At 61.0% G+C, this 20,600-nt stretch carries 22 protein-coding genes; 17 read left to right on the forward strand and 5 right to left on the reverse strand.

The genetic code is table 11. The features are described 5' to 3' along the window. Nucleotides 1–24: 24 nt before the first annotated feature. Nucleotides 25–1,068: a PDDEXK nuclease domain-containing protein gene (locus tag GRI97_RS07440; RefSeq protein WP_161390414.1), complete on the reverse strand. Its 1,044-nt coding sequence runs from the start codon at nucleotides 1,066–1,068 to the stop codon at nucleotides 25–27. Continuing rightward, complete coding sequence (locus GRI97_RS07445; protein ID WP_161390415.1) at nucleotides 1,065–3,839, reverse strand: class I SAM-dependent DNA methyltransferase; 2,775 nt, start codon at nucleotides 3,837–3,839, stop codon at nucleotides 1,065–1,067. The genes GRI97_RS07440 and GRI97_RS07445 overlap by 4 nt, the downstream gene beginning before the upstream one ends. 428 nt (nucleotides 3,840–4,267) lie before the next feature. Here GRI97_RS07445 and GRI97_RS07450 point away from each other — a divergent pair, with 428 nt between their 5' ends. Then, nucleotides 4,268–4,837: a hypothetical protein gene (locus GRI97_RS07450; protein ID WP_235917638.1), complete on the forward strand. Its 570-nt coding sequence runs from the start codon at nucleotides 4,268–4,270 to the stop codon at nucleotides 4,835–4,837. Nucleotides 4,838–4,892: 55 nt separating this feature from the next. On the opposite strand, the gene GRI97_RS07455 is transcribed toward GRI97_RS07450, so the two are convergent. Next, a complete protein-coding gene (locus tag GRI97_RS07455) occupies nucleotides 4,893–5,948 on the reverse strand; it encodes a TauD/TfdA family dioxygenase (RefSeq protein ID WP_161390416.1) in 1,056 nt (351 codons plus the stop codon). A gap of 61 nt (nucleotides 5,949–6,009) precedes the next feature. Next, nucleotides 6,010–7,326, reverse strand: a complete 1,317-nt coding sequence (locus tag GRI97_RS07460) for a phospholipid carrier-dependent glycosyltransferase (protein WP_161390417.1) — start codon at nucleotides 7,324–7,326, stop codon at nucleotides 6,010–6,012. Nucleotides 7,327–7,404: 78 nt separating this feature from the next. On the opposite strand from GRI97_RS07460, the gene GRI97_RS07465 reads away from it, so the two are divergent. The 4 genes from GRI97_RS07465 to GRI97_RS07480 all read left to right on the forward strand — a co-directional run bounded on the left by GRI97_RS07465 (nucleotide 7,405) and on the right by GRI97_RS07480 (nucleotide 10,549). After that, nucleotides 7,405–8,613, forward strand: coding sequence for a trans-sulfuration enzyme family protein (locus GRI97_RS07465; RefSeq protein ID WP_161390418.1), 1,209 nt, complete (start codon nucleotides 7,405–7,407; stop codon nucleotides 8,611–8,613). Between the two features lie 149 nt (nucleotides 8,614–8,762). Further along, nucleotides 8,763–9,164, forward strand: a complete 402-nt coding sequence (gene apaG / locus GRI97_RS07470; RefSeq protein ID WP_161390873.1) for a Co2+/Mg2+ efflux protein ApaG — start codon at nucleotides 8,763–8,765, stop codon at nucleotides 9,162–9,164. Between the two features lie 52 nt (nucleotides 9,165–9,216). Beyond that, nucleotides 9,217–10,020, forward strand: a complete 804-nt coding sequence (locus tag GRI97_RS07475) for a LysR substrate-binding domain-containing protein (RefSeq protein WP_161390419.1) — start codon at nucleotides 9,217–9,219, stop codon at nucleotides 10,018–10,020. A gap of 1 nt (nucleotide 10,021) precedes the next feature. Further along, entirely contained in the window at nucleotides 10,022–10,549 is a 528-nt protein-coding gene (locus GRI97_RS07480; protein ID WP_161390420.1) for a GNAT family N-acetyltransferase, read from the forward strand. A gap of 12 nt (nucleotides 10,550–10,561) precedes the next feature. Here GRI97_RS07480 and GRI97_RS07485 read toward each other — a convergent pair whose 3' ends face one another. Continuing rightward, complete coding sequence (locus tag GRI97_RS07485) at nucleotides 10,562–11,131, reverse strand: RNA 2'-phosphotransferase (RefSeq protein WP_161390421.1); 570 nt, start codon at nucleotides 11,129–11,131, stop codon at nucleotides 10,562–10,564. 455 nt (nucleotides 11,132–11,586) lie between these two features. On the opposite strand from GRI97_RS07485, the gene rpsL reads away from it, so the two are divergent. From rpsL to rpsC, 12 genes are all read left to right on the forward strand, one after another. After that, nucleotides 11,587–11,958, forward strand: coding sequence for a 30S ribosomal protein S12 (gene rpsL, locus GRI97_RS07490; RefSeq protein ID WP_161390422.1), 372 nt, complete (start codon nucleotides 11,587–11,589; stop codon nucleotides 11,956–11,958). Between the two features lie 25 nt (nucleotides 11,959–11,983). Further along, the gene (gene rpsG / locus GRI97_RS07495) at nucleotides 11,984–12,454 is read left to right on the forward strand and encodes a 30S ribosomal protein S7 (protein ID WP_161390423.1); all 471 of its coding nucleotides are present in this window, start codon (nucleotides 11,984–11,986) and stop codon (nucleotides 12,452–12,454) included. Between the two features lie 98 nt (nucleotides 12,455–12,552). After that, complete coding sequence (gene fusA / locus GRI97_RS07500) at nucleotides 12,553–14,646, forward strand: elongation factor G (RefSeq protein ID WP_161390424.1); 2,094 nt, start codon at nucleotides 12,553–12,555, stop codon at nucleotides 14,644–14,646. 93 nt (nucleotides 14,647–14,739) lie between these two features. Further along, nucleotides 14,740–15,915, forward strand: a complete 1,176-nt coding sequence (gene tuf, locus GRI97_RS07505; RefSeq protein WP_161390425.1) for an elongation factor Tu — start codon at nucleotides 14,740–14,742, stop codon at nucleotides 15,913–15,915. Between the two features lie 154 nt (nucleotides 15,916–16,069). Next, entirely contained in the window at nucleotides 16,070–16,381 is a 312-nt protein-coding gene (rpsJ, locus tag GRI97_RS07510) for a 30S ribosomal protein S10 (protein WP_068072885.1), read from the forward strand. A 274-nt stretch (nucleotides 16,382–16,655) separates the two neighbouring features. Continuing rightward, nucleotides 16,656–17,453: a 50S ribosomal protein L3 gene (gene rplC, locus GRI97_RS07515; RefSeq protein ID WP_161390426.1), complete on the forward strand. Its 798-nt coding sequence runs from the start codon at nucleotides 16,656–16,658 to the stop codon at nucleotides 17,451–17,453. A gap of 3 nt (nucleotides 17,454–17,456) precedes the next feature. Next, entirely contained in the window at nucleotides 17,457–18,080 is a 624-nt protein-coding gene (rplD, locus tag GRI97_RS07520) for a 50S ribosomal protein L4 (RefSeq protein ID WP_161390427.1), read from the forward strand. Then, entirely contained in the window at nucleotides 18,073–18,384 is a 312-nt protein-coding gene (locus GRI97_RS07525; protein ID WP_161390428.1) for a 50S ribosomal protein L23, read from the forward strand. Before rplD ends, GRI97_RS07525 begins: the two co-directional genes overlap by 8 nt. A 12-nt stretch (nucleotides 18,385–18,396) precedes the next feature. Further along, nucleotides 18,397–19,233 (forward strand): 50S ribosomal protein L2, encoded by an 837-nt coding sequence (gene rplB / locus GRI97_RS07530; protein ID WP_161390429.1) that lies wholly within the window; start codon nucleotides 18,397–18,399, stop codon nucleotides 19,231–19,233. Nucleotides 19,234–19,239: 6 nt separating this feature from the next. Next, the gene (gene rpsS, locus GRI97_RS07535; RefSeq protein ID WP_161390430.1) at nucleotides 19,240–19,515 is read left to right on the forward strand and encodes a 30S ribosomal protein S19; all 276 of its coding nucleotides are present in this window, start codon (nucleotides 19,240–19,242) and stop codon (nucleotides 19,513–19,515) included. Continuing rightward, nucleotides 19,515–19,892, forward strand: a complete 378-nt coding sequence (rplV, locus tag GRI97_RS07540; RefSeq protein WP_161390431.1) for a 50S ribosomal protein L22 — start codon at nucleotides 19,515–19,517, stop codon at nucleotides 19,890–19,892. The genes rpsS and rplV overlap by 1 nt, the downstream gene beginning before the upstream one ends. Nucleotides 19,893–19,895: 3 nt before the next feature. Continuing rightward, nucleotides 19,896–20,591, forward strand: a complete 696-nt coding sequence (gene rpsC, locus GRI97_RS07545; protein ID WP_161390432.1) for a 30S ribosomal protein S3 — start codon at nucleotides 19,896–19,898, stop codon at nucleotides 20,589–20,591. Nucleotides 20,592–20,600 lie beyond the last annotated feature (9 nt).

Consider the following 20,600-nt stretch of genomic DNA (forward strand, 5'->3'; position numbering starts at 1 on the left):
GATCATTTGCACCCGGCATGTCGGTCATTCCAAGTCATCCTTCGCCAACTCCCGCTCGATCTGTTCGATGCTCGGCAGGCTGGTTTGCAATTCGGCGGGCAGGGATTCCACCAACTGATATTCCGCCACGCCCATGGGCTGCGCCTTGTCGCGCAACGCATATTCCGCCACCACCTTGTTCTTGTTCTTGCAGAGCAGCAGACCGATGGTGGGGGCGTCCTGTGGGTGTTTGATCTGGGCGTCCACCGCAGTCAGGTAAAAGCCCAGCTGGCCCAGATGCTCTGGCTTGAATTTCCCGGCCTTGAGTTCGATCACCACATAGCAGCGCAGCTTGAGGTGATAGAACAGCAGGTCGACAAAGAAATCCTCGTCACCCACTTCCAGCAGCACCTGCCGCCCGACAAAGGCGAAGCCCGCGCCTAGCTCCAGAAGAAATTCGGTGACATGCCGCACCAGCGCCTGTTCGATTTCGCGCTCCTGTGCTTCGTCCGTCAGGCCGAGAAAGTCGAAGCGATAGGGGTCTTTCAGGGATTCGCGCGCCAGATCGGATTGCGGCTTGGGCAAGCGAGCGTCAAAGTTCGTAACGGCCTTGCCGGATCGTTCCAGCAGGCGGCTTTCGATCTGTATCACCAGCACATTGCGCGACCAGTTGTGCTCTATCGCCTGTGCGGCATACCAGCGGCGGGTCTGCGGGCCGGGCAACTTATCCAGCAGCGCCAACTGATGATACCAGGGCAATTGTGCAAGCACCTCTTGCACAAATGGCTCATCGGGCCACGCCTCGGCAAAGGCGCGCATATATTTGAGGTTGCGCGAAGAAAACCCCCTCATGTCCGGGAAGGCCGCGCGCAGGTCCGTCGCCAGCCGTTCGATCACCTTGGCACCCCAACCCTGTGCGGCCTGCCGGTCCAGAATGTCCCGACCGATCTGCCAATAGAGCAAGACCAACTCGCGGTTCACCGCCAGCGTCGCGCGTTGCTGGGCGGTATGGATGCGGGTTTTCAGGTCGGCCAGCCAGTCGGCATATCCGGCGGGCGGTGTCGTCAGCTGCGTGGGGGCGGCCGTCATGACGCCCGTTCTTTCGTGCCTCGGTCCGCACGTTTGGGCGCAGCCGATGCGGCCATTTTGGTATAGAGGTCGAACAACTTTTCCAGCCGCTCGGTATCGTTCTTGAAGCGACGCCCGATATAGATGCGCTCCAACACCTCGTCATTGCGCTCATGGGCTTCGCGCAGGTCGGCGGGCATTTTCTCCGGGTCGTAGAGGTCGGCGATGGTGGCCGGGAAATGCGCCTCGCGGGCCAGCAGGATGTCCTCGGCGCAGCGGGTCAGGTCGACCTTATTCTTGTCAGTGAGGGTCGGCACGGGAAATGTGTTCCAACCTAGCGTATTAGAATAGCGGTAGTCGGTTTTCAGCTTGCCGCAAACAGTGCCGATCCAGACTAGGTGCAGGCGCGAGGCGATCAGCGCCATGTTCCACAGAGGGGCATCGTAAAGGGCGAATGCTTGATTAGTAGTTCCTATGCGACCCGGAAACACTGCAGTTGGCAAGTATTCTCGCGCCTCCGAACAGATTGTTGGTGCGAGAATGGTCATGCGTTCGCCCAAATTGCGATCTCGAAACTGATGAGGCCGGTGAATCAAGGCATTGTAGCTCGGATCGGGGCTGGTTTCCCTCGTTCTGCGAACACCATCTATTCGATGGCGTACAAATTCACTCTCCAATGCGGAACTGAGATCACTATCGTCGATCCAGAGGCAGTAACGCTGTAGCCCTCGAATAAACTCCTGTGCGCCGTAGAGCGGAATGATGATACGCTCAAACATTGGATCATCGTGAATGAGCTTGTCTCGTTCGGCTCTCGTCAGAGTGAGATAATTTCCGTCTCCCGGAAGGTTGCCATATCGCATCCGGGAAACATCTGAGATCGGATTACTACTTGTTTCGACAACTTGCACATCTGAGGGCAGCAAGTAAGGATTGATATTGACTACTTCGTGTCGCTGCTCATCGTCAAAAATATACTTTGGCGTTCTTGGCAGGCCAATACCAAGGACCACGCATGTGACACCCGCATTGTCGGCAGCGTTGTTGCTCCATTTGAACGAGCGATGGGCAAAATTAATTTTTAGGCCCATCGAAAACAAATGTGGCCAGTAAATAGGAATTTGGGTTCCTTGCGATACAGAGTTAGTAGTAACAAATGCAAATTCACCGCTATTCTTTTGAACGTAATGCGCAGATTTTTCAATCCAGCAGAAAACATAATCCAGCGATGCGCTTGATTTTAAATTCTTCCCAAGGACGAACTTAATTTCGTCTTTCTGCTCTTTATTCTGGTTGCGACGCCCGACATATGGCGGATTCCCACAGATAAATGTTTCGCCGCCTTCATTTTCAAAGTCGATTTGCGCCTGATCTAATGGTGCCGAAAATAAGTCGTCTCCGACCAATTTTACTCCGGTCCCAGTTGGTGGGCAGATGCTCAACCAATCCAACCGAAGTGCATTCCCGCAGGTAATCCAGTTTTCGGCGTTAAGCGGGAGGAACTCGGCCAGCGCCAACTTTTGTCCGCGATAGAGGGTGTCACATTGAAACTCGGCGATAATCAGCGCCAGCCGCGCTATCTCGGCAGGAAACTCGCGCAGTTCAATTCCGCGAAAATTGGTAAGCGGGATTTCGCTTTTTCGATCAACCTCGCCGCGTCGCCGATTAATCTCGGCCTCGATCTCCCGCATTTCCTTATAGGCGATGACCAGAAAATTGCCGCTGCCACAGGCGGGATCGAACACGCGGATTTTTGCCATGCGGTTGCGCAGGTTCAGCAGCTTGCGCGGGTTGTCGTCTGCCTCGGCCAGCTTCTCCCGCAAGTCGTCCAGAAACAGCGGGTTCAGCACTTTCAGGATGTTGGGGCGACTGGTGTAGTGCATCCCCAGCGCACCGCGCTCCTCGTCGTCAGCGACGGCCTGGATCATCGAACCGAAAATATCCGGGTTGATCTGGGTCCATTTCAGATTGCCGATATGGATCAGATAGCTGCGGGCGATGCGGCTGAAACGCGGCACCTCCAGACTGCCGGAAAACAGCCCGCCGTTCACATAGGGAAAGACATTGGCCCAGGACCGTATGCCTGCCGCCGCGCGTTCCTTGATCACGGTGTTCATGGCGCGGAACAGTTCGGCGATCACCTCATGAGTGTTGGCGCTGTCCTTGGCACTCATCTGGTCGACGGTGGCGGTGAACAGCCCTTCGCCATGGAAGATGTCGGTATCTTCTGCGAAAAAGCAGAAGATCAGCCGCGCCATGAAATGATTCATCTCGGCCCGGCGCTCGGCGGTGCCCCAATCGGGGTTGTCCTTCAGCAGCTCGACATAAAGCCGGTTGAGCCGGGCGGTCGCGCGGATGTCGAAGGCGCTGTCGCGCACCTGCTTGACGGTGCTGATCCCCGCCAGCGGCAGGAAGAATCCGAAGTGATTGGGAAAATCGGCATAGGGGCAAGCGACGGTCTCACCCGATGTCAAATCCTCCGCCTCGAAAGTGTCGCCATCGGTCGCGAGGATGAATTGCGCCTTGGCCTTGGCGGTGGCCGGGCTGGCTCTCAGCCCGGCAAAGGCGGCGGAAACCTCACCGGGCGCGGCGGCGGCAATGTGAATATTGTTGCGCTGCAGGACCGCGCCGGCAAGATCTGATGCGTTGGTGGAACCCTTGACGGCGCGCAGACGCTTGATCGTCGTTTGCTTGTTGCCGAAGGCCTCCAGGAACTGAAACGGAAATTCCGCCGCATCGAACATGCGCTCCGCCAAGGCGGATACAGCTTCTTCAATTTCAACGGCGTTCATGTTTGCTCACGTTTCCTGTCAATCCAATGCGGGGCCGGTGCAGGGGGCAGCAATACCCCGCTGTCGGCGCGACAAATCCCTAAGATGGCTTGCGCATGATGTCATCTCAAACAGCAGGCGCAGCAGTGATCGCCAGCTTCCCAGTTAGCTTGCTCAGCCTCCCTTTCGCGTCGCCCCAGCGGAGGCTGGGGCCGTTGACAGTGAAGCGCAAATATCTCGCGTCCCTACATATTTTTCATCGACGCGTGGGCTGAAAGGCACCTCTCACATAGCTCTCGCGTTCTCTACTGATTGTCAGATTGCCTCTGCAACCAGCACGTGCAAACACGAAACAAGGTAAAGCGCTGACAGGGGGCACCAAGAAAAAACCGGCATCCGTCTCCGCTCTGGCCGATTTCGGCCGCATCCGCCTCTCCCGGACATTCTTCATGCGCGATTTCCTGTTCTCGGACATCGCCGCTATGCACGGCTTCACCAATCTGCCCGACGCCCCCGACCTCGCCATCGCCGCCGGGGAACGGCTCTGTCAGGATTTGCTGGAGCCGCTGCAGGATCGCTTCGGCCGCATCGCCGTGCGCTCCGCCTTTCGTTCGGAAGAGGTCAATGGCTTCGGCAATGACATGCAGCGCGCCGGGAAGAAGGGCTATGGCTGCGCCGCGAATGAGAAGAACTTCGCCGGCCACATCTGGGATCGGCGCGATGCCGCCGGGCGCATGGGCGCGACAGCCTGCATCGTTGTGCCATCATTTTACGATGCTTTCCCGGGGGAGGGGGAGTGGACGAAGCTGGCCTGGTGGATCCACGACCATCTGCCCTATTCCACCATGGAATTCTTCCCCACCTATCGCGCGTTCAATCTCGGCTGGCGGGAAGAACCCGAACGCTCGATATACAGCCATGTCGCGCCCAGGGGTTGGCTGACGAAGGCGGGAATGTCGAACCATACCGCCGATCACCGGCAGGAATGGTTCGGCATTGAGCGAGCGATGAAGGGCTGAAGTTGATCACGGCTACGGCCGAGGCAGCATCCGCCACCGCCCCGGCAAAACCATCCTACCCCGCCAACGCCGCGTATGTATCCCGCAACAGCTCCGTACTATACGAAGCCAGCGATTTGCCGCGCACATGGTGGTGGTCCATCAGCCGGGCCAGTTCCAGATAGCCCTTGGCCATCGGGCGGTGTTCGTGGGCGTTCAGCCACAGGCGCAGCAGGCGGCGCTTCTGGGTGGCGCTGTTCTGGAAGCCGGTGCGCGAATGCAGCACCTTGAAATTGTGCCAGAACACCATCTCACCTGGTTGCATTTCAAAGGAAATCGTGAATTCCGGGCGAGCGCAGACCTGTTTCAGGAAACGGAGCGCCTCCACCAGTTTCGGCGGCACCTCTTCGCCTCGGCTCTGCGCGGCGGCGAACACGAACAGCACGTAATTGTACAGGCTCACATGCCTGTCCACGATCGAGAAGATCGGCACCTTGTAATCGGTCGTGCCGCTGCCGCCCTCCGCGTCGCTGCCGTCGGGGAAATAATATCCCTCGGTCAGCACCGCCAGCAGATCGGGTCGTTCGTCCAGCACCGCGTTGAATACGGCCGCGCTGCTGGTCATGCCGCTGATCCCGCCCGATACCGCCGTCTGGATCGTCGCCAGGCTCAGGATCTCGTGGAAATCGGTGTGCGGGCCCAGCTCGGTATCCATCAGATAGCCGCGATTGTCCGGATTGGGTTCATGCTGGACATAGCCGATCTTGTCACCGCGCGGGCTCTGGATCGCCGGCGTGCCCAGATGCTGGCCCAGGCCGACATAGATGCGGGTGAATTCCGCCTCGGTAAACTGTTGCAGCGAAATGCCCGACAGCAGCGTCGCGCCGCGCCCGTGCACGATGTCATGCTGCACCGCCTGCATCAGCTGCGTCAGTTCCGGCGCGCTGAAATGGGCGCGTGTCACCTCTTCGGGGGGCAGGGCTTCGGTGGCCTGCACGGCTTCGGCCAGCGCGGCGATCTGTGCGGCGCCCAGCCGGCGCGTGATCAGCTCGGCCCCGCCATTGCCCGTTGCGGTCCAGGCCGATGCGTCGGTCACCCTGGTCCATGCACCGCTATCCGCTGCGCCACTCATCCATCCATCTCCGAAAATGCTGCGTGCAACCATTTGGTTGTTTGGGTGAACCTTTATCGGCTCAGCGCCAGCTGTCCAGCCATGTCCACCACAGGAACGACTGTTCGCCGGTCAGCTCCGCCGCGCTCACGATCGGCCAGAACCAGGCGAAGATGCCCAGCGTCGCCACCAGCACGCCGATCACCAGCCAGCGCATCCAGCCGCGCTTCTCCCAGAGCGCGTCCAGCGCCAGCGCCAGTCCGCCCATCAGAAAGCAGCTGGGCAGCACATAATGGTAATAGAATTGCACATTCTTGTTGGCCACGATCCACAGCCCCAGGCTGACGGCATAGAGCACGAACACCGCCAGCGCATCGCGCCTTCCGCGTTCCAGCCCCATCCAGCAGCACCAGGCCATGGCGGGCAGGGCGATCAGCATGGTCAGCGGATGGCCGACCAGCAGCACCCCGCGCTGCGCCCCGTCGGCAGGCTCATACAGATACCAGATCGCCCGCAGATTGCCGACCCATTCATACCACACGCTCTGGTAAGTATGCGGTGCAAGCTTTTGTTGTTGCAGGCCCAGCATCTCCTGATGCAGCGTCACCAGCGCCCAGGGGCCTTCCAGCGCCTGGGTGCTGGCGGTGTAGAACGGCCAATAGCTGGCGGCATAGACCAGCAGCGGCACCAGCCCCAGCCACAGCGCTGCCTCGGCCACCGATATGCCAGAGATCGGCGCGCCCTGGCGGGTGAAGGGCAGGGCAGCCACGCGCTTAAGCCCCAGCGTGTCGAAGCGGGCAATCAGGAAGGCGATGCCCGGCAGCATGGCCAGCGGCGCGGCGTTCCATTTGGCCGCCATTGCGCAGCCCAGCGCCACCCCGGCCAGCGCCAGCCGCCAGCGGGCGGCGAGGGTGCCTGCCTCCGGATCCTGACCCGCGCGCATCGCCCCGGCGCACAGCCACAGCGCGATCATCAGCGGGGCGATCATGAAGATGTCGAGCATGGCAATGCGCGATTGCACCAGCAGCGGAATGGCGGTGATCAGCAGCACGCCGAACAGGATCGTCGCCATCCGCCGTCCGCTCGCCAGCCACATGGCCCGCATCGCCGCCCACAGCGCCGCCACTCCCGCCAGCGCGGGCAGCAGGCGCCAGCCGATCGGCCGGTCGCCCAGCAGCCACATGCCCAGCGCCAGCCATTCCTTGCCCAGCGGCGGGTGTTCGCGGTTGATCGGATATCCGCCTTCCAGCAGCACGCGGGCGGCGGGCAGATAATGCACTTCGTCGAAGAAGGGGTGGGACGGGATCGTCAGCCGCACCAGGCACAGCCCGGCAAAGATCAGCGTCAGCAGTGCCGTCCACCCGATCGGATCATGGCTGTTCGCGGATGGTTGCGGCATCGAACGGATCGATAGGGCCAGCTTCGGGGGGAGGCAAGACGCTTGCCCGCGCCATCTCCCACTCCTACAGCGCGCGTCATGAAAAAGACCACCGGAACCGATCGTTCGATCACTTCGAAATGGCGTCCCGCTACCCAGGCGGTGCGCGGCGGCACCTGGCGCAGCGAGCATGGGGAAACCAGCGAAGCGCTGTTCCTCAACAGCGGCTATACCTATGACGATGCCGAAACCGTTGCCGCCCGCTTTGCCGGCGAACAGGACGGCATGGTCTATTCGCGCATGCAGAACCCCACCACGGCCATGCTGGAAGAACGCATCGCCCTGATGGAGGGGGCAGAGGCCTGCCGCGTTCAGGCGACCGGCATGGCGGCGATGACCGCCGCGCTGCTCTCCACGCTCTCGGCCGGCGATCATATCGTTGCGGGCAAGGCCGCCTTCGGTTCCTGCCGCTGGCTGGTCGATACGCTGCTGCCGCGCTTTGGCATCGAAGGCACCAATGTCGACGCGCGCAACAATGACGAATGGGAAGCGGCGATCCGCCCCAACACGAAGATGTTCTTCTTCGAAACCCCGGCCAATCCGACCATGGACGTGGTCGATATGGCCTTCGTCTGCGGGCTGGCGAAGTCGCGCGGGATCCTGACGGTGGTCGACAATGCCTTCGCCACGGCGGCGCTGCAGCGGCCGATGGAATTCGGCGCCAATATCGTCGCCTATTCCGCCACCAAGCTGATGGACGGGCAGGGCCGCGTGCTGGCCGGGGCGCTCTGCGCGTCGGAAGAATGGATCCTCGACAAGCTGATGCCGTTTCAACGCAACACCGGGCCGATCCTGGCGCCGTTCAACGCCTGGGTCGTGCTCAAGGGGCTGGAAACGCTGGACCTGCGCGCCCGGCAGCAGTCGGCCAATGCACTGCAGGTGGCCCAGTTCCTCGAAGGCCGGGTGCCGACCATTCTGCACCCGGGTCTGCCCAGCCATCCGCAGCATGATCTGTGCATGCGCCAGATGAGCGCGACCGGGCCGATCTTCTCCTTCGTGCTCGACGGCGGCCGGTCGCAGGCCATGGCGCTGCTCAACGCGCTGGAGGTGATCGACATCTCCAACAACATCGGGGACAGCCGCTCGCTGATGACCCATCCGGCCACCACCACCCATCACAACATGGGTCCCGAAGGCCGGGAAGAGGCTGGCGTGGGCGAGAGCATGCTGCGCCTGAATGTCGGGCTGGAAGACCCGCTCGACCTGATCGAGGATCTCGATCAGGCGCTGGGCCGCATCGGCCTCTGACCGGCGTGCTCCGCGCGGGCCTTTTCGGGGTCCGCGCGGGGGCGGGGCGCGTTCATGCGCAGGCAGGGCGTGCTCCTGCGTACTACAAAAACGCGCGCCCTCTTGCTCCTGCGGGCAAAGGCGTTAGGCTGCGGACCATGCAGGATGCTATGGCCGCTCTGTTCCAGCATGTCGCCATCACGGCCGGCATCACCGTGCGCGTCGCGGTAAATTTCATGCCGGATCAATCACGTGTGGAAGCCGGCCGGTGGTTCTGGGTGTATCACATCCGTCTTGAAAACCACCGCGACGACACAGTGCAACTGCGCACCCGCCACTGGCGCATCACCGACGCCCACGGCGCGATCAACATGGTCGACGGCGAAGGCGTAGTCGGCGAAACCCCCCGCCTCGAACCGGGCCAGACACATGATTATGTGTCCGGTTGCGAGCTGACCACTACCACTGGTACGATGGAGGGATACTACAGCTTTTCCCGTGAAGACGGGTCGCTGTTCGACGTGGCCATTCCCTTCTTCCCCCTGGCGGCCGTCGCCCCCACCGAGGGCTGATGGCACCACCGTGCTTGAAGCGCGGGCTCAGCCGCAATAAACCGACGCCGATATGAAGCGGACCCATCTCCCCCTCAACGCGCTGCGCGTGTTCGACGCCGCCGCCCGCCACCTCAGCTTTACGCGCGCGGCCGATGAGCTGGCGGTGACGCCCGCCGCCGTCGGGCAGCAGATCCGCGCTCTCGAAGATGTTCTGGGCGTGGTGCTGTTTCGCCGTACTTCCAAGGGGTTGGAGCTGACTGATGAGGCTTCGTTGGGGCTCGATTCGCTGCGCGAAGGCTTCCTGCGGTTTGAAGAAAGCGTCCAGGCGATGCAGGCTGGCCAGGCCAGTTCACGCTATACCATTGCCGTGCCGCGCGAATTCTACGCCCAATGGCTGGCTCCGCGCCTGGCCCGTTTCCGTGCGGCGAATCCCGATGTCCGGTTCCAGCTGATCGCCGATGAAGATGCCGATTTTACGGAAGCCAATCTCGATGTGGCGATTCGCCTGATCGAGGGGCCGGGCGATCTGGAAGGGGTGCAGCTCTCGCCGGCGCAGAAAGTCACTGTTGCTGCGCCCGATGCGGCGGATGGCTGGATTTCCTGGCCGACCTATCCCACTGATCAGGAACAGGATGCGGCGCTGGCCGTCGGGAATGCTGGCCAGGCGCTGAGCAGCGCGATTGCCGGGCTGGGTCAGGCCACCATGCCACTGCCGCTGGTGGAAGAAGCACTGGAGGATGGCCGTCTGGTGGCACTGGCCGGGCCAGAGGATAGCCGGCACGCCTATTGGCTGGTGGCCCCCCGCCCGCAATGGCGCCAGAAGAAGGTCAAGGCGCTGGTCGACCATCTGCTGGGCCAATTGCCTGCCGACTGATGTGAACAGCCTTGTCCTGCGCTCGGCACGGTTCACCCTGCGGCCGATGGTGCGCGCCGACGCCGCCGCGCTGCTGCCTGCCTTCGCAGACCCCGCCGTGATGCAATGGTGGAGCCGTGGTCCTTTCGTCAGCGAGCAGGAACTGGCCGAATGGTTGGTGCCGGATAGCGGTTGGGACGAAGGCCGGAGCTGGGCGGTGGTCGAGCATGCGGAGGGAGCGGCAATCGGCCGGATGGCGGTGATCGATCGCGGCGACGGGATCAGTGAACTGGCCTGCCTGACGGTGCCGGAATGGCAGGGAAGGGGGCTGGCGCGGGAAACGCTGGCCGTGCTGATCCGGCATCTGTTCGACAATGAAGACTGCCGGCGGATCTATGCCGATGTCGATATCGACAATGCAGCATCCAACCGGCTGTTCGAAAGCCTTGGGTTCGCGCGGGAGGGGGTGCTGCGGGAAGCCATGACCACCCATATCGGCCGGCGCGACAGCGTCATATGGGGGCTGCTCGACAGCGATCCGCGCCAATAGCCAGCCGCAAGGTCAGATATCGTCGTGCTCTGACCGGTAAATGTAGGCCTGCGGCACATGGTCTGTCAGCCACACACCATTGCCTGACAGACGGAATTGGTGGCCATCCGCTGCCATCGATCCGCTGCAAATGCACAGGATCACCGGCTTGCCCCGACGCGCGCCGACGGCAGAGGCGGTGTCGCGATCGGGTGAGAGATGCACATGATGTCGCGCCATCGGCCGCAGTCCTTCGGCCAGGATTGCGGACAGGAAACGCTTCACGGTTCCGTGGAAGAGATTTTCGGGCGGTTTGGTTACCGGCCATTTGAGCATCACGGGAATGGAGTGCCCTTGGCGCGCGCGAATCAATTGACCATCAGCGGCCAGCTCGAACCGGTTCTTGTCACTGTCCGCCACCACCCTGGCCAGATCTTCGGCCGTTGAGGGCAGGCCGTCGCGCTCAAGTGCCTGCAGCACGCTGTCCACCTCTGCCCAACCCATGGGATCGACGGAAATCTCGCCGGCGTCCGGATCGTGTCGCAGCCAGAACGAGAGGGCTTTGGAGATGCGCCGATCATGCGGCGTCTTGTCTATAGTCATGCCAATCCTGTGTGCCTGTTCCAACCGTGCTGTGCAACCGGCTGTGGCGTCAATACCCTCACGCGCATCCGCCTGGCTTGCGGCAAGCAGGCCTGCCATTGACCGGCCAGGGGAATCCGCTTAAGGGCGCCCATCCGAAATTTGCGTGCGGTTCCGATCGGTCGCGATTTCGGCCAGATAGAGCTGAACATTGCCGGTGATGTCCCGGGCCCAGATGTTGAACCATGGGGCCTTTCTCTGTTGGAATGATATCGATCGAATGGTCGTTTCATTCTCGGGGCCAGCCGTCAAAGTAACCCGGTGTCCTCGCGGTTCCGGGTGGAGCGTTTCAGGCTCGTGCGATGGATGCGAATTCGCCACTGGCGGATCGCGGGAAGGGGCATGTACCCCGGCGCGCGTTTGCTGATTTGCTTCACCAGGCCATGTGACACCATCAACAGGTGAAGAGTAACGTCATGCCGACGATTAACCAGCTGGTCCGCAAGGGCCGCCAGCCCGTCAAGGCCAAGAGCAAGGTGCCCGCGATGGAGCAGAACCCGCAGAAGCGCGGCGTCTGCACTCGTGTGTATACCACCACCCCGAAGAAGCCGAACTCGGCACTTCGCAAGGTGGCCAAGGTCCGTCTGACCAACGGCCGCGAAGTCATCTCCTACATCCCCGGTGAAGGCCACAACCTGCAGGAACACTCCGTTGTTCTGATCCGTGGCGGCCGTGTGCGCGACCTTCCCGGTGTGCGCTACCACGTGCTGCGCGGCGTGCTCGACACGCAGGGCGTCAAGGACCGCAAGAAGAGCCGTTCGAAGTACGGCGCGAAGCGTCCGAAGTAAGCTTTCGGGATCAAGGAGTTAAAACATGTCACGTCGTCGTCGTCCCGAAAAGCGGGAAATCCTGCCTGATCCCAAGTTCGGGGATGAGGTGCTGTCCAAGTTCATGAACAACCTGATGCTTGACGGTAAGAAGTCTGTTGCAGAGCGTATCGTCTATGGCGCGCTCGAAACCATGCAGGCGCGTGCCAAGGCTGATCCGGTTGCCATGTTCCATGACGCGCTGAACAATGTGAAGCCGCAGGTCGAAGTGCGCAGCCGCCGCGTCGGTGGTGCAACCTACCAGGTTCCGGTCGAAGTCCGTCCGGAACGCTCGCAGGCACTGGCCATCCGCTGGCTGATCAACGCAGCCCGCAACCGTGCGGAAACCACCATGGCAGCACGTCTGTCGGGTGAACTGCTCGATGCGGCCAACAACCGCGGCAACGCGGTGAAGAAGCGCGAAGATACGCATCGCATGGCCGATGCAAACCGCGCCTTCTCGCACTATCGCTGGTAAGTCTGGCGTTGGTAAGTGTGGCCGGTCTTCAAGCGGTCATACTGGTAACTATATAGGGGGCGCTTTGTAGCGCCCCCACTTACTCCGAGGAATTTTCCATGGCTCGCAGCCATCCCATCGAGCGATACCGCAATTTCGGCATCATGGCGCATATCGACGCCGGCAAGACCACCACGACCGAACGTATCCTGTATTACACCGGCAAGTCCTACAAGATCGGCGAAGTGCACGACGGCGCCGCGACCATGGACTGGATGGAACAGGAACAGGAGCGTGGCATCACGATCACGTCCGCTGCCACCACCTGCTTCTGGCAGGCTGAAGACGGCGAAGGTCCGGAACACCGCCTGAACATCATCGACACCCCCGGCCACGTGGACTTCACCATTGAAGTTGAACGTTCGCTGCGCGTGCTCGACGGTGCGGTTGCTGCTTTCGACGGCGTTGCCGGCGTTGAACCGCAGTCCGAAACCGTTTGGCGTCAGGCTGAAAAGTACGGCGTTCCGCGCATGTGCTACATCAACAAGCTCGATCGCACCGGCGCCAACTTCTATTATTGCGTGCAGACGATCATCGATCGCCTGGGCGCGATCCCGGCCGTGCTCTATCTGCCGATCGGCGAAGAAGGCGGCTTCAAGGGTCTGGTCGATCTGGTCAGCAACCGTGCGATCATCTGGCATGATGAAAGCCTGGGCGCGAAGTTCGACTATGTCGAAATTCCTGAAGATCTGGCCGACAAGGCTGCCGAATATCGCGAAAAGCTGATCGAACTTGCCGTCGAGCAGGACGATGAGGCCATGGAAGCCTATCTCGAAGGCAATGTGCCCGATATCGCACAGCTCAAGACGCTGATCCGCAAGGGTACGCTGGCGCAGGCATTCGTGCCCGTGCTGTGCGGTTCGTCGTTCAAGAACAAGGGCGTGCAGGCGCTGCTCGACGCTGTTGTCGACTATCTGCCGAGCCCGGTCGATGTTCCGGCGATCAAGGGCGTGAAGCCCGACAGCGACGAAGAAGACAGCCGTCCGTCGAGCGACGACGCGCCGTTCTCCTCGCTGGCATTCAAGATCATGAACGATCCCTTCGTGGGCTCGCTGACCTTCACGCGCATCTATTCGGGCAAGCTGTCCAAGGGTGCGGTGCTGAACTCGGTGAAGGACAAGAAGGAAAAGATCGGCCGCATGCTGCTGATGCATTCCAACAACCGGGAAGACATCGAAGAAGCATTCGCAGGCGACATCGTGGCGCTGGCCGGTCTGAAGGAAACGACCACCGGCGATACGCTGTGCGATCCGGCAAAGCCGATCATCCTGGAACGGATGGAATTCCCCGAACCGGTTATCGAACTGTCGGTGGAACCCAAGACCAAGGCTGACCAGGAAAAGATGGGCATCGCGCTCAACCGCCTGGCTGCTGAAGATCCTTCGTTCCGCGTTTCGACCGATCATGAATCGGGCCAGACGATCATCAAGGGGATGGGTGAACTTCACCTCGACATCCTGGTCGATCGTATGCGTCGTGAATTCAAGGTCGAAGCCAACGTCGGTGCGCCGCAGGTGGCCTACCGCGAGTCGCTCGCCCGCGAAGTGGAAGTGGATTACACCCACAAGAAGCAGTCGGGTGGTTCGGGTCAGTTCGGTCGCGCCAAGGTTGTGGTGTCGCCGGGCGAACGCGGCCAGGGCGTCGTCTTCGAAGACGCCGTCAAGGGCGGCAATATCCCGCGGGAATACATCCCGGCCGTGGAAAAGGGCATGCGCGAGCAGGCCGCAAGCGGCTATATGGTTGGCTTCCCGATCATCGACTTCACCATCAAGCTGATCGACGGCGCGTATCACGACGTCGACTCGAGCTCGATCGCGTTCGAAATCTGCGGACGTGGCGCTATGCGCGAAGCGGCTGAACGGTCGGGCATCAAGCTGCTCGAACCAATCATGAAGGTCGAAGTCGTGACGCCGGAAGAATTCATGGGCGACGTTATCGGCGACCTGAATTCCCGTCGTGGCCAGATCCAGGGCACCGATTCCCGGGGCAACGCCCAGGTGGTCGAAGCCAATGTGCCGCTGGCCAACATGTTCGGCTACGTCAACGAACTGCGTTCCTTCACCCAGGGGCGCGCGCAGTACACGATGCAGTTCTCGCATTACGACGAAGTGCCGGCGAACGTCGCACAAGAGGTCAAGGAGAAGCTTGCCTAAAACAAGGCAAGCGTTTAGGGGCGGCGCCTGTTTCAGCGGGTGCCGGTTCCTTTCCCGCGAAATCAAATCTGATAGACAGAGGTTACGGATAAAATGGCAAAGGCAAAATTCGAGCGGAACAAGCCGCACTGCAACATCGGCACCATCGGTCACGTTGACCACGGCAAGACCACGCTGACCGCAGCGATCACCAAGGTGCAGGGCGCGCCTGTCGATTTCTCGAACATCGACAAGGCTCCGGAAGAGCGTGAACGCGGCATCACCATTTCGACCGCACACGTCGAATATGAAACCGACGCACGTCACTACGCACACGTCGACTGCCCGGGTCACGCTGACTATGTGAAGAACATGATCACCGGTGCAGCCCAGATGGACGGCGCCATCCTGGTTGTGAACGCTGCTGATGGCCCGATGCCGCAGACCCGCGAACACATCCTGCTCGCCCGTCAGGTCGGCGTGCCGGCTCTGGTCGTGTACATGAACAAGGTCGACCAGGTCGACGACGAAGAAATTCTCGAACTGGTTGAACTCGAAGTTCGCGAACTGCTGAGCTCGTACGATTTCGACGGCGACAACATTCCGATCATCAAGGGCTCGGCCCTGGCCGCTCTCGAAGGCCGTAACCCGGAAATCGGCGAAAGCTCGATCAAGGCGCTGATGGCTGCTGTTGACGAATACATCCCGCAGCCGGAACGTCCGGTTGACAAGCCCTTCCTGATGCCGATCGAAGACGTGTTCTCGATCTCGGGTCGCGGCACCGTGGTGACCGGCCGTATCGAAACCGGTATCGTGAATGTGGGCGACGAAGTCGAAATCATCGGCATCAAGGACACGCAGAAGACCACCGTGACCGGCGTGGAAATGTTCCGCAAGCTGCTCGATCGTGGTGAAGCAGGCGACAACGTCGGCGCGCTGATCCGTGGTATTGCACGTGAAGCCGTGGAACGTGGTCAGGTTCTGGCGAAGCCGGGTTCGGTCAATCCGCACACCGAATTCAGCGCAGAAGTCTACGTGCTGTCGAAGGATGAAGGTGGCCGTCACACGCCGTTCTTCGCCAACTACCGCCCGCAGTTCTACTTCCGCACCACCGACGTGACCGGCGAAGTGATCCTTCCCGAAGGCACCGAAATGGTCATGCCGGGCGACAACGTCACCATCGGCGTGAAGCTGATCGCACCGATCGCCATGGACGAAGGCCTGCGCTTCGCCATTCGTGAAGGTGGCCGGACCGTCGGTTCGGGGGTTGTCAGCAGCATCACTAAGTAATATAGGCTGCGCTCCGGCCGGATCTTCGGATTCGGCCGGTAGCAGTTTTCAGGGGGCCGCCCCTTTCCGGAGCTTCAAGGAAGCGCGGTAAGGTCGGGCGGTCTCTTATTTTTTGGAGCTTCGGCTCCTTGGCTCTTTGCAATCGGTACAGGACATGGAAGCTCAGAATATCCGTATTCGCCTCAAGGCCTTCGATCACCGCGTGCTCGACCAGGCAACCGGCGAGATTGCGGACACCGCACGCCGCACTGGCGCGCTCATCCGGGGGCCCATTCCGCTGCCGACGCGCATCGAAAAGTTCACCGTGAACCGCGGTCCGCACATCGACAAGAAGTCGCGCGAGCAGTTCGAGGTGCGTACCTACAAGCGGCTGCTCGACATTGTTCAGCCCAACGCTGCTACGGTCGATGCGCTGATGAAGCTTGATCTCGCTGCAGGCGTGAATGTGGAAATCAAGCTCGCCTGATGCGGGTTTGATGATCCGGGGCTCAGGCCTGACGGATCGGCCCTTCCGGTCGGACCCAATTGATCGGAGAATTTCTGGGTTGCGAAAGTAATCCTGAGTTTTGCCTCGGCAGAGCTCGAAGACCAGGGATACCGCCGGCTTTATGTCGGGCTGCGTCCCCCGTCTCGCCTCCATCCTGGTGGAGGCATTCAGCCCGGACGGGGCGACGTATGAAACCATTGGGCTGGCAAGCACCTGGAATGGGTCCAGGTGCCTCTGTTTAGGAGAATGGATCATGCGCACAGGCGTGATCGTGAAGAAAGTCGGGATGACCCGCTTGTTCCAGGATGATGGCCGCCATGTGCCGGTCACCGTGCTGGCGCTTGAAGATTGCCAGGTCGTTTCGCATCGTACCACCGAACGTGACGGTTATGTCGCGCTGCAGGTCGGTTCGGGCGAGGCTAAGCAGAAGAATGTCGCCAAGCCGCAGCGTGAACATTTTGCCAAGGCTGAAGTCGGTCTGAAGCAGCGTGTCGCTGAATTCCGTCTCGAAAACGAAGATGGTCTTCTGCCGGTTGGTGCAACCATTTCTGCAGAACATTTCATCGCTGGCCAGAAGGTGGACATCACCGGTCACACGCAGGGCAAGGGCTTCGCCGGCGCCATGAAGCGTTGGGGCTTCGGTGGTCTGCGCGCCTCGCACGGCGTTTCGCTGAGCCACCGTTCGCACGGTTCGACCGGTAATCGCCAGGATCCGGGCAAGGTCTTCAAGAACAAGAAGATGGCCGGCCACATGGGCGATCGTCAGCGCACCCAGCAAAACCTGGAAGTCGTGCGCACGGACGCCGATCGCGGCCTGATCTTCGTGAAGGGTTCTGTTCCCGGCTCGAACAATTCCTGGCTGCTGCTGCGCGACGCAGTGAAGCTGGCTGCGCCCGAAGGCCTGCCGTTCCCCGGTGTGGTGCTGGAAAAGGCCAACGGCCTGCCTGCCAATGACGCCGCGGTTGCACCGGTTGCTGAAGAGCAGCAGGTCGATGTGAACAATGTTGCCGAGGGTGAAGCGCCCGAAGGCACCGAAGGCAAGGAGGGCTGATCCGTGAAGGTGAATGTCCAGAAAATCGACGGTGCTGCCGCCGGTGACATCGAACTCAGCGATACCGTGTTCGGCCTGACGCCGCGCGCTGATATCCTGCATCGTGTCGTGACCTGGCAGCTCGAAAATCGCCGTGGCACCGCTCGTGCTACCCGCGAACGTTCGGAAGTTGCGCGTACCGGCAAGAAGTTCGGTCGCCAGAAGGGTGGTGGTACTGCCCGTCACGGTGATCGTGCTGCTCCGATCTTCATCGGCGGTGGTAAGGCTCATGGTGCCCGTCGTCGTGAATTCGACGTCTCGCTGAACAAGAAGGTCCGCGCGCTCGGTCTGAAGATGGCCCTTTCGGCCAAGGCTCAGAACGGCCTGGTCGTTGTCGACAGCCTGGAGCTGACCGACGCCAAGACCAAGGCGCTGGCTGCAGCATTCGGCAAGAATGGCTGGAACGGCAAGGTGCTGGTGATCGACGGCGACGTGATCGAAGGCAACTTCGGCAAGGCTGCAAGCAACCTCCCCGGCGTCAACGTGCTGCCGGCAGTGGGTGCCAATGTCTATGACATCCTGAAGCATGACACGCTGGTCCTGACCCGGTCCGCTGTCGAAAAGCTGGAGGCGCGCTTCAATGGCTAAAAAGCAGGAAATCGACGCGCGTCACTACGATGTGATCCTCGCGCCGCACATCACCGAAAAGGCGACGTTGCTCTCTGAGTTCAACGCCGTGGTGTTCAAGGTTGCACGCGATGCGACCAAGCCGCAGGTGAAGGAAGCAATCGAAGCGATCTACGACCGCAAGGTCAAAGGCGTGAACATTCTTGTCCAGAAGGGCAAGAGCAAGCGCTGGAAGGGTCGTCCTTATTCCCGCACCGACGTGAAGAAGGCGATTGTGACCCTGGTCGACGGCCAGGATCCCATCGACATCACCAGCGGTATCTGAGGCTAGAAACTGATGGCACTCAAATCCTATAATCCGACCAGCCCGGCGCGCCGTGGCCTGATCCTCGTCGACAAGTCGAGCCTCCACAAGGGCAAGCCCGTCAAGGCGCTTACCGAAGGCAAGAGCAAGACCGGCGGACGCAACAACAAGGGTCATGTGACCTCGCGCGGTATCGCCGGCGGCCACAAGCAGAAGTACCGCTTCATCGACTTCAAGCGTCGCAAGTGGGACATGCCGGCAACTGTTGAGCGTCTGGAATACGATCCCAACCGCACGGCTTTCATTGCTCTCATCAAATATGAAGACGGTGAACTGGCCTATATCATCGCGCCGAACCGGCTCGCCCCTGGCGATGTGGTTGTGGCCGGTGAACGCACTGACACGAAGCCGGGCAATGCCATGCTGCTGGGTCAGATGCCGGTCGGCACCATCTGCCACAATGTGGAGATGAAGCCGGGCAAGGGCGGTCAGATCGCCCGTTCGGCAGGCACCTATGTGCAGGTCGTGGGTCGTGACCGTGGTCTCGTGATCGTTCGCCTCAATTCGGGTGAGCAGCGTTACCTGCGTTCCGATTGCATGGGCACCGTGGGTTCGGTTTCGAACCCTGACAATTCCAACCAGACGCTGGCCAAGGCAGGCCGCAAGCGCTGGCTGGGGCGCCGTCCGCTTACTCGCGGTGTGGCGAAGAACCCGGTCGATCACCCCCATGGTGGTGGTGAAGGTCGGACCTCGGGTGGTCGTCATCCGGTTACCCCGTGGGGCAAGCCGACCAAGGGCGCCCGCACCCGCCACAACAAGGCGACGGACAAGATGATCATCCGTTCGCGCCACGCCAAGAAGAAGAGGTAAGCGCCAATGGCTCGTTCCGTCTGGAAAGGTCCGTTTGTCGACCTGCATCTGCTGAAGAAAGCAGAAGACGCCCAGGACAGTGGTGGCCGCGCGCCGATCAAGACCTGGTCGCGCCGCAGCACCGTACTGCCGCAGTTCGTTGGTCTGACGTTCAGCGTCTACAACGGTCACAAGTTCATCCCGGTGTCCGTCAGTGAGGACATGGTTGGTCACAAGCTTGGTGAATTTGCGCCCACGCGCAGCTTCCCCGGCCATGCAGCCGACAAGAAAGGCAAGCGCTAATGGGTAAGCAGAAAGCTCCCCGCCGCGTCGCCGATAACGAGGCGCTGGCCGTCGGTACCACGATCCGTGGTTCGGCGCAGAAGCTGAACCTTGTTGCCGGGCTGATCCGTGGCAAGAAGGCAGAGGAAGCGTTGAACATTCTCGCTTTCTCGAAGAAGGCGATGGCACGTGACGCGCAGAAGGTGCTCGCTTCGGCGATCGCCAATGCCGAAAACAACCATGATCTGGATGTCGACGCGCTGGTCGTGGCCGAAGCCAGTGTTGGCAAGTCCATCACCATGAAGCGGTTCCATGTTCGCGGTCGTGGCAAGTCCACCCGCATCCTGAAGCCGTTCAGCCGACTGCGTATCGTGGTCCGCGAAGTCGAGGAGGCCTGATCCATGGGTCAGAAGAGCAATCCGATCGGCCTGCGTCTGCAGATCAACCGTACCTGGGACAGCCGCTGGTACGCCGAAGGGCGTAACTACGAGCGTCTGCTCAAGGAAGACATCACCCTGCGCAAGTACATCATCGAAACCCTGCCCCAGGCAGCGATTTCGAAGGTGGTGATCGAACGTCCGGCCAAGCTGTGCCGCATCTCGATTTATGCTGCGCGTCCCGGTGTCATCATCGGCAAGAAGGGCGCAGACATCGAAAAGCTGCGTTCCAAGCTGGCCAAGATGACCGACAGCGAAGTGAAGCTGAACATCGTTGAAATCCGCAAGCCGGAAATCGATGCCAAGCTCGTCGCCCAGGGTGTCGCCGACCAGCTGGTTCGCCGTGTGGCGTTCCGCCGCGCGATGAAGCGTGCCGTGCAGTCTGCCCTGCGTCTGGGTGCCGAAGGCATCAAGATCGTTTGCGGCGGCCGTCTCGGCGGTGCGGAAATCGCGCGCGTGGAATGGTATCGCGAAGGTCGCGTGCCGCTGCACACGCTGCGTGCCAATGTCGATTATGCCGAAGCCGAGGCGCTGACCGCCTATGGTATCATCGGCATCAAGTGCTGGATCTTCAAGGGTGAGATCCTCGGGCACGATCCGATGGCGCAAGACCGGCTGATGATGGAGGCTCAAACCTCCGGCGTCCGTCCGGCGCGTTGATCGGGAGCT

The sequence above is a fragment of the Croceibacterium xixiisoli genome (assembly GCF_009827305.1).
GTDB lineage: Bacteria > Pseudomonadota > Alphaproteobacteria > Sphingomonadales > Sphingomonadaceae > Croceibacterium_C > Croceibacterium_C xixiisoli.

Coding starts and splice junctions, on each gene's coding strand:
- GRI97_RS07440 (WP_161390414.1), bottom strand. CDS start 1,068: ATGACGGCCGCCCCCACGCAGCTGACGACACCGCCCGCCGGATATGCC.
- GRI97_RS07445 (WP_161390415.1), bottom strand. CDS start 3,839: ATGAACGCCGTTGAAATTGAAGAAGCTGTATCCGCCTTGGCGGAGCGC.
- GRI97_RS07450 (WP_235917638.1), top strand. CDS start 4,268: ATGCGCGATTTCCTGTTCTCGGACATCGCCGCTATGCACGGCTTCACC.
- GRI97_RS07455 (WP_161390416.1), bottom strand. CDS start 5,948: ATGAGTGGCGCAGCGGATAGCGGTGCATGGACCAGGGTGACCGACGCA.
- GRI97_RS07460 (WP_161390417.1), bottom strand. CDS start 7,326: ATGCCGCAACCATCCGCGAACAGCCATGATCCGATCGGGTGGACGGCA.
- GRI97_RS07465 (WP_161390418.1), top strand. CDS start 7,405: ATGAAAAAGACCACCGGAACCGATCGTTCGATCACTTCGAAATGGCGT.
- apaG (WP_161390873.1), top strand. CDS start 8,763: ATGGCCGCTCTGTTCCAGCATGTCGCCATCACGGCCGGCATCACCGTG.
- GRI97_RS07475 (WP_161390419.1), top strand. CDS start 9,217: ATGAAGCGGACCCATCTCCCCCTCAACGCGCTGCGCGTGTTCGACGCC.
- GRI97_RS07485 (WP_161390421.1), bottom strand. CDS start 11,131: ATGACTATAGACAAGACGCCGCATGATCGGCGCATCTCCAAAGCCCTC.
- rpsL (WP_161390422.1), top strand. CDS start 11,587: ATGCCGACGATTAACCAGCTGGTCCGCAAGGGCCGCCAGCCCGTCAAG.
- rpsG (WP_161390423.1), top strand. CDS start 11,984: ATGTCACGTCGTCGTCGTCCCGAAAAGCGGGAAATCCTGCCTGATCCC.
- fusA (WP_161390424.1), top strand. CDS start 12,553: ATGGCTCGCAGCCATCCCATCGAGCGATACCGCAATTTCGGCATCATG.
- tuf (WP_161390425.1), top strand. CDS start 14,740: ATGGCAAAGGCAAAATTCGAGCGGAACAAGCCGCACTGCAACATCGGC.
- rpsJ (WP_068072885.1), top strand. CDS start 16,070: ATGGAAGCTCAGAATATCCGTATTCGCCTCAAGGCCTTCGATCACCGC.
- rplC (WP_161390426.1), top strand. CDS start 16,656: ATGCGCACAGGCGTGATCGTGAAGAAAGTCGGGATGACCCGCTTGTTC.
- GRI97_RS07525 (WP_161390428.1), top strand. CDS start 18,073: ATGGCTAAAAAGCAGGAAATCGACGCGCGTCACTACGATGTGATCCTC.
- rplB (WP_161390429.1), top strand. CDS start 18,397: ATGGCACTCAAATCCTATAATCCGACCAGCCCGGCGCGCCGTGGCCTG.
- rpsS (WP_161390430.1), top strand. CDS start 19,240: ATGGCTCGTTCCGTCTGGAAAGGTCCGTTTGTCGACCTGCATCTGCTG.
- rplV (WP_161390431.1), top strand. CDS start 19,515: ATGGGTAAGCAGAAAGCTCCCCGCCGCGTCGCCGATAACGAGGCGCTG.
- rpsC (WP_161390432.1), top strand. CDS start 19,896: ATGGGTCAGAAGAGCAATCCGATCGGCCTGCGTCTGCAGATCAACCGT.